Origin of the sequence: Chryseosolibacter indicum (genome assembly GCF_018598585.1) — a bacterium.
GTDB classification, from domain to species: Bacteria; Bacteroidota; Bacteroidia; order Cytophagales; family Cyclobacteriaceae; genus Chryseosolibacter; species Chryseosolibacter indicus.
The window spans coordinates 62,758-76,834 of sequence record NZ_JAHESD010000020.1 but is presented as its reverse complement, the minus strand read 5'-3'; the positions used below and the strand labels follow the sequence as shown (position 1 = coordinate 76,834).

The following is a 14,077-nucleotide window of genomic DNA, read 5'->3' as shown; positions in this document are numbered from 1 at the left end:
GTAGTATTGCAATCTCGAGAAAGATGGCCGAAATGTTTTTTAAAACTCCTGAAGATGCGATCGGTAAGAGTATTCGCTATGAGAACAGATTGGATTTTGTTATCACGGCAGTTTTTGAGAACGTTCCTGCGTACAGCTCTCTAAAATTTGATTTTCTTATTAACTGGCATGCACAACTTACTCAACTGGATTGGGCTTCCAACAGAATCCTCGCTACACTACAACTAAAACCCGGAGCAGACATCCGCCAAGTTGAGAAAAAGATCAATAGATTCATGAAGTTACATTTAGACAAGAACGATCCTAGAAAGGTAACATGCGGTCTTCAGCCTTTTGGTGACCAATATCTTATTGGCAACTTTGTTGATGGAAAGCCAACAGATGGCAGAATAACTTACGTGAGGATTTTTACCGGCGTTGCCATTTTTATTCTGCTTATCGCTTGTATTAACTTTATGAACTTGGCTACAGCGCGATCCATAAAACGCGCGAAGGAGATCGGTATAAGAAAAGTGGTAGGCTCTTCAAGAGCAAGTCTTATCGGACAGTTCTTAGGCGAGTCCATTGTTGTATCATTCCTCGCTCTTGTTCTCTCCATCACTCTGGTTCATTTATTACTGCCTGCCTTTAATATCTTTACAGGTAAACAAATTGTTTCACCTTTGGCCGAGCCGAAAACACTACTTGTACTGTTAGCACTTATCCTGCTTACTGGTTTCGTTTCAGGTAGTTATCCTGCATTGTTTCTTTCTTCGCTCAAACCAGTACGTATTCTAAAAGGGTCATTACGATTTTCATTAAATGCCATACTATTCAGGAAAGGTTTGTCTGTTTTTCAGTTCGTGATCTCAATCGTTCTTTTAATAGTAACAATTGTAATTACACAGCAAACAAATTATATCCAAAATGCCAAGCTCGGCTATGATAAGGAAAACCTTATCTATATTCGGATTGAAGGGGAATTGATGAACTATACTGATAATCAAAAAAATTATAATAGATATTCCTTATTCAAACAGGAGGCCTTACGGATGCCAGGTATAGCCATGGTAGACCGCAGTACCGAAATGCCGCACGCCATGAAGTTTGTTGTTGATCAAAATGAGGAAAAGGAAAAATTCAAGGAGAGAAGGGATGCAATCAATTGGGAAGGAAAGGAGTATGGCGTAGCATCAGGATTTAAGCCTATGTCTGTAGGTTTTGATTTCTTAAAGATAATGGACTTAAAACTTATTGATGGCAGAGACTTTTCGAAGGAAACAGCAACGGACTCGGCTGATGCTTTCATTGTAAATGAAGAGGCAGTGAAGCAAATGGGTATGAAAGATCCTATCGGCAGGTGGATTTCCGCCTGGAAAAAGAAAGGCCGTATTATTGGCGTTGTTAAAGATTATCATACAGCTTCGCTTCATGAACCGATAAAGCCACTTATACTTGACGTGAAGGAATATGAATACTTTGGAGTTATTGTTGTACGAACTGAACCTGGAAAGACTAAGGAGGCATTGGCAAGTCTTGAGAAGGTGTACAAACAAATCAACCCAAATTTTCCCTTTGCTTATCACTTTGTGGACCAGGAGTATGAGAAGTTTTATAATAATGAGTTAATTGTAACAAGATTAACCAATGTGTTTGCTGTCCTCGCCATCCTTATTTCATGTTTGGGTTTACTTGGCCTTGTAATGTTTGCCGCTGAGCAGCGCACGAAGGAGTTTGGGATACGGAAAGTGCTTGGGGCTACGGTATCAAATATCGCAAGTCTGCTTTCGCAGGATTTTCTAAAGCTTGTTCTTATTGCCTTCGTTATAGGTGCGCCAGTAGCAGGCTATTTTATGCACCAATGGCTTCAAGGATTTGCTTTTAAAATAGAACTGTCTTGGTGGATCTTCGCACTTTCTGGATTAGTTGCACTATTCATTGCGCTGCTTACAGTAAGCGTTCAAGCATTTCACGCCGCAATAACTAATCCTGTTAAATCACTACGTACTGAGTGATTACTTGCCGGATTTGTGTTTAGAGCAATTAAGAATTGTTAAATAACAAAAGCCTTCCTCGCTCGAGGAAGGCTTTGATACAAATTGAAAATTGAATACTAAAACACCTTAACAATCTTTAACGCGCTGCCTTGCAACAAGGGGTAGTAGGCCGTCTTCAGCTGTTGGAAGAACTCTATACCGATACATTGTATCACACTTACATTCTCATTCAGCACAGGGTTGCCCGGCAATGCTGAATTAAGTGTAACAGAAACGGGAGCATTACCATCTACAGGTATATATTCGCTTTCTGTTATTACACTAAGCCCGTCCAGGGACGGCTCCACAGGAGCATAGCGCTTCAGGTTTTCGTCATACACATAGTCCGAAACAACACCCAACGCCTGGGTAAACATCACGTGGGTTGAGCCTTCAGGACCTTTCGCTGATTTTCTCATCAGTACATCATCAATATTGATGGATGTACTGGTGCGTTGTGCTGCGTTAGTTGCCGCAAAGGTAGCGGTGAACAAACTTGTAAAACTGCGGTTGATGTTAAACTCCATATTCACAAGCTGCACATGATGTTCAGAAAGTGTGATGGGGCGTTTACCACGTATACCATCACCTTTGCTGTTGATCTCCTTAAAGATTCCCGTAAGCCTTGAAGAGAATCTTGCATCAGCCATGTGGATAACAGGAGCAAACGCCCTTCGCAACGCTTTTGAGGCTGTAGCACTGCCACCAAATTCGCTGTTGTTCTCGCGCGTTCGCTCAAACCGCGGATCGTTCGCGATCTTATCCTTATCCGGACCGTTAGAAATTTTGGCGAGGTGCTTGCCTTCGCTCTGAAAGAAAGAGATACCACCCATGTTCCCTTTCAACTTGATTAAACCAATCTGCTTTGACATATATTTATTGTATTTAGTTACTGTGTTTGTTGATGCAATGTTAGCGGCGCACTAGGCAGCCAGCCTGCCCAGTGAAAAAAAACGGTAAAAATTTTTCATTTATTTTTTCTCTGTTCCGGATAAAAAGCAGGCGGGCATCGTGCAACCAGTTTGTACGATAAAAAAAGCTTTAACTTTTTTTAAAACACTTTTCAGGTTTTAGTGGTAGATGACTGGGGGTTGAGCCATATATCAGCCGTATGTGAGCCGGGTGAGGCCTCAAATTTCAATAAAAACAAAGCTTACCCGGCTCATATACGGCTCAAGTACGGCTCAACTCTGGCTTAAATACGGCTCATCCAACAATTGCAGAATTTGTTAAATCGTCGATTTGGAGGTTGCCTTAGTACATTAGGTAGTACTATATAAATACTTATTGCCAACGATTGCAGTTAAATGTGAAAATATTTGCCGTCATTTATTTTGAATGATTCTAAACAGAACATTTCTTTGCGCCTGTTTATAATCGTTCTAAATAATGAAACACCTATACCTGCTTTTCCTGCTTCTATCTTGCACTTTTATGGGCTTTGCCCAACATGGTACTATTCGCGGCACCATGAAAACCAGTGATGGTAAGCCTGCGGCCTTTGTAAGCATTGGCTTGAAAGAAAATAATAAAGGGACTACCAGCGACGAAGATGGCAAGTATGAAATCAAAAATGTAAAGCCAGGTATTTATACGTTAGTTGTAACATCAGTAGGGTTAGCTCCGGAGGAAAGATCTGTTACGGTTAATGCCGGAGAAACAACTACGTCAGATTTTTCGCTTACTGAAAATTCAACGCAGCTTTCAGAGGTAGTAATTAGCGGATCTAATATTCAAAATACTCCTGTTTCAATTGGAAAAGCAGCTATTAAGCCGCTGGACCTTCCGCAAAGTGTAGGGGTAGTAAATAGCGTTGTTATCCAAGATCAGCAGGCCACTCGTTTAGGTGATGTTCTTAAAAATGTAAGCGGTGTATCACTCACGCAGCAGCGCCAGGGTGTTGCAGAAACATTTTCAGCTCGCGGCTATAGCATTGGTATTGCCGGCTCTGCCGGTAGCATTTTTAAGAATGGAGTGATTACCAATACCCAAGGTTTCCCGGATGCCAGCACCCTTGAATCTGTTGAAGTTTTAAAAGGAAGTTCTGCTTTGCTTTACGGAAACGTATCAGGTGGTTTGATCATTAATATGGTTACCAAGAAGCCCAAGTTCGACTGGGGTGGCCAGGCATCTTTTCAGGCAGGGAGCTATGACTTTTATAAACCTAATGTTGATGTGTACGGACCGATTTCTAAAAACCTTGCCTTTCGTGCAATAGCTACGCATGAAGATTCTAAAAGCTTCCGCGATGTAGTTGAGGCCAAGCGCACGTATGTAAACCCGTCATTGCTTTATAAGATTGGTGATAAAACAGAAATTCTTTTACAGACAGACTATTTAAAATCAGATATTGTTCCTGATGCCGGCGTAGGTGTACCTAATCAAAATATAGATATGGTTATTCCTTCCAACACGCCACGCTCAAGATTTATCAATGCAGTATGGGCTTATAATAAAACAGAACAGCTTACAGGTACGCTTACCATAAACCACCGTTTCAACGATAGCTGGAGATTGAATGTTATTGGTTCTGCACAGGATACTGAAGTAGATGGTTTTGGTGTAAACGTTCCTAACTCTATTGCAGCAAACGGTGATTATACTCGTACGCTAACTGCTGTAAAATCTGGCGAGAATGATTACACGGGACAAGTAAACTTAAATGGTAATTTTAAAACTGCTTTCCTGGGCCACCAATTGTTGGTAGGTACTGATCTAACGCATATAGAAACTGAAAGTAATACTTTCAGATATATGTCTAACGGTACCGCTACTAATGCGTACGACAGAATTAATATTTTTGATCGTAATAAATATGTAGAGCGTACTGACATGCCGTCTTTCCAGGACACAGCCCGTACACTTTCTCCGCAGAGAAGATTTGGAATATATGCACAGGATATGATTACCATTTCAAAGAAGTTTAAAGTGCTTGCAGGTTTAAGATGGTCGTATCAGAAAGCTTTCCGTACTTATATTCTAAATCGTGAAAGCGGTGTTGAGAGAAGAGGCACTGCAGATGAAAAGGTTGATAAGGCATTCTCGCCAAGAGCAGCGCTTATATTCCAGCCGATTGAAAACATCTCTGCTTATGCTAGCTATAGCAATAACTTCACAGTAAATACAGGTACTGATATTTATGGAGATCCATTAAAGCCTTCAATAGTTGATCAATACGAAATAGGCGTTAAGAATGATCTGTTCAATGGGAAGTTGTCTGCCAATGTGAGTGTATACAAAATTATTAATAGCAATTTCGCACAAACTGCTTTGTTTGATGCCAATGGAAATCCTAACACCAACAACAATCTAAAAGAGCTAAGCGGAGAAACAACCAGCGATGGTGTTGAAGTAGACTTTAGTGGTAACTTCTCAAGAAACTTCTATTTTATAGCTGGCTATGGTTATAACTACATGCGCTATACTAATACAACAGGCGTTAAGGGTTCGCAGGTTGAAGGTGAGCGTTTGATCAACAATCCTGCGCATACTGCAAACGGCTCTATCTTCTATACGTTTAACAACACGATTGTCCGCGGGCTTAAACTAGGTGCTTCTGTTTTCTATACCGGTCAGCGTTATGGAGGTGGAAATAACCAGGTAGGGCAAACACCGGAGTATAACCGCCTGCTAGACTTGAGTGGCTTTACAACCCTTGATCTATCTATAGGATATACATATCGTAAGATTTCTTTCCTTGGTAAAGTATCTAATATAACAAACGAGTTGAACTACATAGCGCATGATCGCTACAGCATTAACCCGATACCGCCACGTCAGTTTATCGGAACCCTTTCATATAAGTTTAGATAAAAAGATTAAGCAATAAGAATAAACCATTGGATAGTAGAAAAACAAGAGGTTGCCTTTAGAGGGTAGCCTCTTTGTTTTTAATATTAAGTAGTAACAGAAATACGTTAAGGAGCAACGCGCAGTCTCCTCACTTAAAACAGTTCTCTTCCCTCTGTATTAAAGAAATGTTAACCTGGAGGTCAAGTTAACATTATTGCCTTGTTAACATTTATCTCGTTTATAAAATACTCGTCATGCGACACAACGATGAGTGTTCCGAAGTATTCATTAATTGCGGCTGTTAATATTTCTATGTTCTGAATGTCAAGATTGTTGGTGGGTTCATCTAATATTATGATATCAGGAGTTTGGCTATTAATTGTCAAAGAGCATAGCATCAGACGCATTCTTTCGCCTCCGCTGAGTGCTTCACACGGTTTGTCCCACGTTGTTTTTGAAAATAGAAACCTGTTTAGGCGGATTTTTATCTCATGCTCTTGTAAATGACCTGAGTTATAACACTGTGCCTGTTCGTAAACCGTGAGCTTGCTATTAATGAGTGAATAGTCCTGATCAATATAGATGGCCTTAACATTTACCCTGTCAATACTTCCATCGGAGGGCTGAAGGTCTCCTAAAATTATTTTAATTAACGTTGTTTTTCCCGAGCCATTGCTGCCTTTGATAACAACACGATCACCACTGCTTAATTGAAAGTCCAGGCCTTCTGGCCATAGTGATCTACTATTATATTTAAAGTTGACACCGCTTGCAGTAACCAGTATTTTACCTTTGTGAAGAGAGGAGTCGTCGAGGTCCAGTTTCATTTTATCCAAATCTGGCAACTCCTTTCGGAGCAGACTTAACTGATCGGTAATATTATCAATCTTTTCTGCATGGATGCCTTTTATTCGGGAAGTACTTTTCTCTGCGTTGTTCTTAAATGTTTTCATCATGATGGTAGGCAGGCCCGCTTTTTCTTGCTTCTTCTTTCCACGCGCATCCAATTTTTGTTGTCTTTCCATTGTGGTTCGTTCTACTTCTTTCGCTTTTCGGATTGCCTTCTCCTTATTCTTCAGCTCCTGCGTCAGTGCATTCATTTCAATATTTTTTTGTTCAAGATAGAAATCGTAATTGCCACCATAAGCAGTTATACCGTGTTTATTGAGTTCGTATGTTAAGTTGAGAAGATTTAATAAAGTTCTGTCGTGGCTGACGATGATCAATGTATGCTTTGTTGATCGGATAAATCCATACAACATGTCGCGGCTTGCACTATCAAGATGATTACTTGGCTCATCCAAAAGAACAATTTCAGGCTGGTGAATGGAGATGCCGGCTAGAAATACTTTTGTTTTCTGACCACCGCTTAGTGTCTCAACCTTTTGATTTAGATCAACTTCTTCAAGCCCCCAGTAAGACAACGCTTCCTTACATCGTTCTTTGATATTCCAATCGTTGTCAAGTACAGCAAAGTTTTGTTCTGTCGCATTGCCCTTCAGAATTTCTTTTAGTGCCTCTAGTTTGGCATCTATCTGAAGAGCCTGTGAAACGGCGTAGTTGTTAAACTGACCAAAGATTTGTGGTATGTGATAAGGTGTAGATTCTACTCTAACCAAACCTGATGAGGGTTGTAATTCTCTTGCCAGAATTTTTAAAAGAGTTGACTTTCCAGAACCATTGTTTCCGATAAGTGCGATCTTGTCGTGTTTGTTAATACTGAGATTCAGATCAGCAAATAATAAATCTCCATTAGGATGTATATAGGTAACACCTTGAATTGTAAGCATAATTTCTTTCTTTAAAATGAATAACTACAGAAGCCAGAGCGGCTTCCTTTATTTTTTCCCGAAAAGAAATTATCTGCTACATGAAGCTGTTGTTGGATTTGCGATTCAAAAATACATAAAAATTCCAGGATGTTGCAACAACAACAACTGCGCTGTAGCATGTTGTGATATTCTCAATCGTTAACGCTACCTTGAAAGTTGGAATATGGAAAAGTGGTTCTAAATAATTTATTGAAATATTTCGATTGATTATTGTATCAATGCGGCGAAGTGATATAATTGCTGCGGTTAATTAAATGTTGATTTGGTTATGCCTGAAAATAAATTAGAAAGACGATTGGGATTGGTACAGGCTACAGCCATTAACATGACCGATATGGTAGGTATCGGGCCGTTTATTACACTACCTATGGTTATTAGCATTATGAATGGCCCATATTTCTTGTATGCATGGCTTGCAGGTGCTGCATTGTCAGTAATAGATGCAATGATTTGGAGTGAATTAGGGGCGGCGTTTCCGAAAGCCGGCGGTTCTTACAATTTTCTTAAAGAGACATATGGTAAGAACGGGATAGGCAAGCTTATGAGCTTTTTGTTTGTGTGGCAAACAATGATTCAGGCCCCTTTGGTAATTGCGTCTGCGGCAATTGGTTTTGCAGGTTATTTCTCTTACCTGGTTCCGTTAACACCTGTTACTTCTAAAATTGTGAGCGGAGGTGTGGTTATTATTATCATCGGGTTGCTGTTTAGAAGAATTGAAGACATTGGCAAGATAAGTGTTCTTCTGTGGGGAGCTGTAATCTTTACGATGCTATGGATTATTGGTGGTGGTGTAACGCATGGTAATTTCATAGCTCCTATTCTAAATATTAACGACGGGCTTACGCTTAACTACGGATTTGTTACTGCCCTTGGGTTTGCTTCCGTTAAAAGTGTTTATAGCTACCTGGGCTACTACAATGTTTGCCATTTAGGAGGAGAGATTGTTAATCCTTCAAGAAATATTCCAAGAAGTATGTTTCTGTCTATTGCAGGTATAGCGGTGTTGTACCTGTTGATGAACGTTAGTGTGGTTAGTGTAATACCATGGCAGAAGGCGAAAGACAGCGAATTTGTTATAAGCCTTTACATGCAGGAGCTTGCAGGGCCAACAGCTGCGAAAGTAGTAACATGTCTTATCTTGCTGGTAGCATTTGCTTCCGTGTTTTCTGCTACTTTAGGTTATAGCAGAATTCCATATGCAGCTGCAGCGGATGGCGCCTTCTTTGAAGTATTTGCAAGGGTGCATCCAACTAAGAAATTTCCGTATGTATCTCTGCTCGTGTTAGGAGCAATTGCCTTTTTATTCAGCCTTTTGTTTAGATTAAGTGATGTAATAAGTGCCATACTGGCCATGCGAATAGTAATTCAATTCATCGGCCAGGCAATCGGTCTGCTAATACTGAGAAGGTCGGAGAAGACTAGTTTCTCTTATAAGATGCCGCTATTCCCATTACCTGTTTATCTCGCTATCATCATGTGGATTAGTATTCTTATTTCAACAGGGCTACACATGGCCACGGGGGGACTCACTGTAATTGCTATAGGAATAGTAATCTATTTTGTTAAGGCAAAGGTGAATAAGGAATGGCCCTTTACCCATTAAGATCTTTTACTATTGAAATCAACTAATTGGTATGAAAGCCTTCAATCCTATATTGATCAGGATTAAAAGCTTTCCGCCATATTTGTGGTTACCGTTGTGCCTTTTTATTTTTTACGACCAGGTATCTTAGCCATAAGTAGTCATTATAAATTCTTTTCACAGACTTAAGGGTAAAGTGCGTTGCCTTTCTTCTTCCATAACCTTCTTCAGCTTCAAATACCGTAGGGGCACCTATGGTTCCGTCTGCCAGCGGAGCAAGCACAAGACTGAATTCGTCAATAAGCCCTGCTTTAAGAAAAGATCCGTTAACGTGTCCTCCTCCATCTATTCTAACTGTTTTAATGTTAAAGAGCTTGTATAATTTTCTCAGAACAAGATCAAGGTTCAGTTCATCTTTACCACCAAAGATGTAGGAGACATTCTTAGACCTTAAATGATGAAGGTATCTGCTGGAAACTTTTTCAGATAATACTTCGATTACGTGCTCTGTAGATACCATGTTGGTGTCCCAATAGCACTTGCCGGAAGGGTCAATAACAACAGCATATTTTTTTACCGGTTGCTCTGCAACAAAATCTTCTTTAGGGATGTTAGCACGAACTGCCTCTGTCTTATAGTTTTTCTTACTGGAAAATTCCTGCATTGTAGTGCGGCCTACCAGCCATGCATCAGCTTTAATTTTAGATGCTGGTTCTTCAAAATACTTGTGGTGGTCTTTAAGACCCCATATATTTTGTTTGATGCGGCCATCGACAGATCCGAGCATGTGGCATATAACATAAGGCGTCATGAACAAATGAATAGTTTAGATTGCGAAGCTCAAGTTTACGCAACAGCTTAATAATCGCAACTATATTCTAAAGGATTTTTACTTAATAGGAAACAAGTATGCGATTTTGGGTAGTTAAATCAGGTTCAAAGCAGCCACTTCAATAATTAACCATTTACATAATAAATCAACAAGTTGACAAAGCATAGCTTTAATTTTAGGGTTACAATATGAATTATTTTATGATGTATTCTTTTACCAGCAGATGCAAAACTGCTTTAAAAAACACATCTCTTATTGCTGCCATGGTATTTACCAGTGCTGTGGTGTTTGCGCAAAAAGAGTCTTCAAAAGCCAAAGTTATTGATCCTGTAAACATGGATTTCACCACCAAGCCGGGTGATGACTTCATGAAATATGCTGGTGGTGTTTGGTTACAAAATAATCCAGTACCCGGCAAAGAAACCCGTTGGGGAAGCTTCACCATTTTACGCGACTTCAATGTAAAGGCAGTGCGCCAGATTTTAGAAGAATCTGCAGCAGATAAAAGTGCTGCTGCCGGATCTGTAAAAAAGCGTGTAGGTGATTTTTACACTGCGGCAATGGACAGCGCTACGGTAGAACAACAAGGCTTTAACCCGGCAAGACCAGATTTTGAAAGAGCAGGTTCTGTAAAAAGCACAAGCGAAGTATTGGATGAAATTATAAACCAGCGAACTAAAGGAATAGGAAGTCCGCTTTTTGGTGTTTTCGTTGGTCAGGATCGTAAGCATCCGCAAACAATGGCTGTCCAACTTTCACAAGGTGGTACCTCGCTGCCCGATAGAGATTATTATCTGAAGAGCGATGCCAGAACAAAGAAGATCCAGACTGCCTTTAATAACTACATCACTACGTTATTTACTTTGGCAGGCCAACCTGAAGATGTAGCCAAGCAAAAGGCTGAAGTTATTTTCAAATTGGAAAAAAGACTTGCACAGGCGCAAATGAGTCGTGTAGAAATGCGCGACCCTTATAAAACGTACAACAAATTTAGTGTTGCTGATTTTAGCAAGAACACACCTTCTTTTAACTGGGCCTCTACATTAAGCAAATTAAACCTTGGTGGACAAGATAGTATTCTTGTGAATGCTCCTGCATTCTTTGCAGTAGCAGATAGCGTTCTTAAAAATACTCCTGTAAATGATTGGCAAACTTACTTGCAATGGAATGTATTGAAGTCTGCAGCACCTTACCTAAGCAAGCCATTTGTTGATGCTAACTTTGCTTTTACACAAACACTTAATGGCCAGAAAGTACAAACGCCACGCTGGCAGAGAATGTCTTCTCTTACAGATAATACTATAGGAGAGTTACTTGGACAGTTGTATGTTGAAAAACACTTCAAGCCTTCAGCGAAAGCGCGTATGGACGAAATGATCAAGAACCTGATCAAAGCTTATGAGATCCGTATTAAAAATCTGGATTGGATGAGTGATGTCACCAAGCAAAAGGCTTTGGATAAACTTCATGCGTTTACTCCTAAGATTGGTTATCCTGAAAAATGGAAAACGTATGATGGCCTTGAAATTACCAACAAAACTTTCTATCAGAATGTAAGAAATGCAGGGCAATGGACGTATAACGATATGGTGAGCCAGCTTGGCAAGCCAGTAGATAAGAAGCGCTTCGGAATGACTCCTCCAACTGTGAATGCTTACTATAATCCTGTTAACAATGAAATCGTTTTTCCGGCAGGTATTTTACAATATCCTTTCTTCCATCCGGACGCGGATGATGCCTTCAACTATGGTGCTATTGGTGCAGTAATCGGACACGAGATCTCTCACGGTTTTGATGACTCAGGTAGCCAGTACGACAAAGATGGAACCTTACGCAATTGGTGGACGGCTGAAGACCTTGCCAAATTTAAAGAACGTGCAAAGAAACTACAGGAACAGTTTGATGCTTACACCGTATTGGATACGCTGCATGTAAATGGAAAACTTACGCTTGGAGAGAACATTGGTGACCTTGGTGGATTGAATGCTGCATATGAAGCGTTTAAAATGACAGCTCAGGGAAAATCAAATAAGAAGATTGATGGCTTTACGCCGGACCAACGCTTCTTCCTGGCATGGGCTCAGGTATGGAGAGCCAATACATTACCAGAAACTGTAGCGCAGCTAATTATTACTGACCCACACTCTCCATCAGAATATAGAACAATAGGAGCTCCGGTAAATATGGATGCGTGGTATAAGGCATTTAATGTAAAACCAGGAGACAAACTTTATAAAAAACCTGAAGATCGTGTTAAAATATGGTAATAACGCGTAGACTTTAGAGTTAAGTAAAAAAAGCTGGAGCATCTCCAGCTTTTTCATTTTATGAGAATAGAATAACAACTTAAATTCCCTAATGAAGGCATTGCTTTTTAATGATTATAGAGAAGTTGCCGTTGCATACTGATAATTCTGGATTGAAATCGATATAGAGGCAGAAGCTACAACTTCATATATATTAATCTGTGTATTTTTTTTCTCAAAAAATAAATAACTCTATCGCTCATTGATTGCCATTAGAATGATTTTGTCTGAAAGTAGAACATATAATTCACATAAAAGCACCCTCATGCATGAAGCCTAAACAAAGTAAATATGACTTAGTTGTTGTAGGGACAGGTTTCGCTTCAACATTTTTTCTTAAGAGATACCTTGAAAAAAATGGCCAGGATAAAAAAATCCTCGTCCTTGAAAGAGGCCTCAGATATCCTTATACTGACAGAATAAAGTATAGAAAGGGTGAGGTTTTGGATTACATTAAGGAAGTAAAGGGATATAAGGACTGCATCTCGAATCCTGACACCATTAAGCCCTGGGTTTTCGAACCTAATTTTGGAGGTGGGTCGAACTGCTGGTGGGGGGTAGCACTCCGTTTCATGCCCAATGATTTCAAGACAAAGACTTTGTACGGCGTAGCCCAGGATTGGCCTATTGGTTACGATGATATCGATCCTTACTACGATGAGGCCGAGAAGCTAATGTCTATTTCCGGACCCGACAAAACACCTTATCCAAAGAAAGGTTCGTTTCCTTTGCCACCGCACGTTTTAACTACTGTAGACAGAGCCATGCAAAGGAAGTTTGGAGAGGAGCTGTATTTTAGTCAGCCTACCGCACGCGCAAGTACTGTAGCAGCGAAAAGAGGTGTGTGTTGTACAAGCTACTCGTGCTCTCTGTGTCCAACAAATGCGAAGTTTACAATAGAGAATACGTTTAGCTCACTTTACGAAGACCCGCGAATAGAACTTCTTTATCAATCGCAGGTAACAGGACTGGTGTTTCAAAATGATCAGGTAAAGAAAGTCGTTTTTGAACAGGAAGGTAAAGAAATGGAAGTTGAAGGAGAGCTTGTAGCACTGGGTGCTAACGCTATTTTTAATGCCCATATTCTGCTTGCCTCCAATGATAGCAATCGATATACAGGCAAGGGAATCAGTGAGCAGAAGGGATTCTTTGTAACTGTATACCTTGATAATTTTCCTAATGTAGGAGGTAGTTCGTCGATGACTGCGAATGGCTATATGTTATATGACGGTGAATTCCGTAAGCAGCATGCGTCAATTATGGTTGAAAGTCATAATGGTTTCTTCATTCGCAATGAACATGGCAAATGGAGAAATATGGCAAGGTTTAAATTTGTTTTTGAGGATCTGCCTGAAGACCGAAACTTTGTAAGTCTCTCAGAAGACAGGCTTAAACCTAAAATCAATTTCGTAAATGAATCGGCTTACGTAGATGCAGGTAGAAAAAGGGTGCTTCAGGATCTGAACAAAATCCTAGCTCCGCTACCGGTAGAATCGCTTACGATAGATGAAGAATACATGGAGTCTGAGTACCACATCCTGGGCACTACACGCATGAGTAAAGACGCTGCAACAGGTGTAGTAGATGACAAGCTTATTCACCATCAATATAGAAATCTTTTTGTGTTGGGCGGAGGTTCTTTTCCTTCAATAACAGCGGCTAACCCTTCACTTACAATAGCTGCTTTGTCCCTAAGAAGTGCCGACTTAATGTTTTAG

General features: G+C 40.2%; 8 protein-coding genes. 5 read left to right on the top strand and 3 right to left on the bottom strand.

Annotated features, from left to right (window positions below):
• Positions 1-1,994 (top strand): ABC transporter permease (locus KK060_RS10975; RefSeq protein WP_254153775.1); only part of this gene is annotated, 1,994 nt, incomplete at its 5' end.
• Between the two features lie 98 nt (positions 1,995-2,092).
• Here the strand turns inward: KK060_RS10975 and KK060_RS10970 are convergent.
• Positions 2,093-2,887 (bottom strand): hypothetical protein, encoded by a 795-nt coding sequence (locus KK060_RS10970; RefSeq protein WP_254153774.1) that lies wholly within the window; start codon positions 2,885-2,887, stop codon positions 2,093-2,095.
• A gap of 517 nt (positions 2,888-3,404) precedes the next feature.
• Between KK060_RS10970 and KK060_RS10965 the strand changes: the two genes are divergently transcribed.
• Positions 3,405-5,828: a TonB-dependent receptor gene (locus tag KK060_RS10965; protein WP_254153773.1), complete on the top strand. Its 2,424-nt coding sequence runs from the start codon at positions 3,405-3,407 to the stop codon at positions 5,826-5,828.
• A gap of 179 nt (positions 5,829-6,007) precedes the next feature.
• Here KK060_RS10965 and KK060_RS10960 read toward each other — a convergent pair whose 3' ends face one another.
• Complete coding sequence (locus KK060_RS10960; protein WP_254153772.1) at positions 6,008-7,597, bottom strand: ABC-F family ATP-binding cassette domain-containing protein; 1,590 nt, start codon at positions 7,595-7,597, stop codon at positions 6,008-6,010.
• Positions 7,598-7,907: 310 nt separating this feature from the next.
• Between KK060_RS10960 and KK060_RS10955 the strand changes: the two genes are divergently transcribed.
• Entirely contained in the window at positions 7,908-9,242 is a 1,335-nt protein-coding gene (locus KK060_RS10955) for an APC family permease (protein WP_254153771.1), read from the top strand.
• Positions 9,243-9,330: 88 nt separating this feature from the next.
• Here KK060_RS10955 and KK060_RS10950 read toward each other — a convergent pair whose 3' ends face one another.
• Positions 9,331-10,032 carry a dihydrofolate reductase family protein gene (locus KK060_RS10950; RefSeq protein WP_254153770.1) on the bottom strand — a complete coding sequence of 234 codons (702 nt, stop codon included), beginning with the start codon at positions 10,030-10,032 and terminating at the stop codon, positions 9,331-9,333.
• A 221-nt stretch (positions 10,033-10,253) separates the two neighbouring features.
• Here KK060_RS10950 and KK060_RS10945 point away from each other — a divergent pair, with 221 nt between their 5' ends.
• Both KK060_RS10945 and KK060_RS10940 read left to right on the top strand, forming a co-directional pair.
• Entirely contained in the window at positions 10,254-12,320 is a 2,067-nt protein-coding gene (locus tag KK060_RS10945; protein WP_254153769.1) for a M13 family metallopeptidase, read from the top strand.
• 308 nt (positions 12,321-12,628) lie between these two features.
• Complete coding sequence (locus KK060_RS10940; protein WP_254153768.1) at positions 12,629-14,077, top strand: GMC oxidoreductase; 1,449 nt, start codon at positions 12,629-12,631, stop codon at positions 14,075-14,077.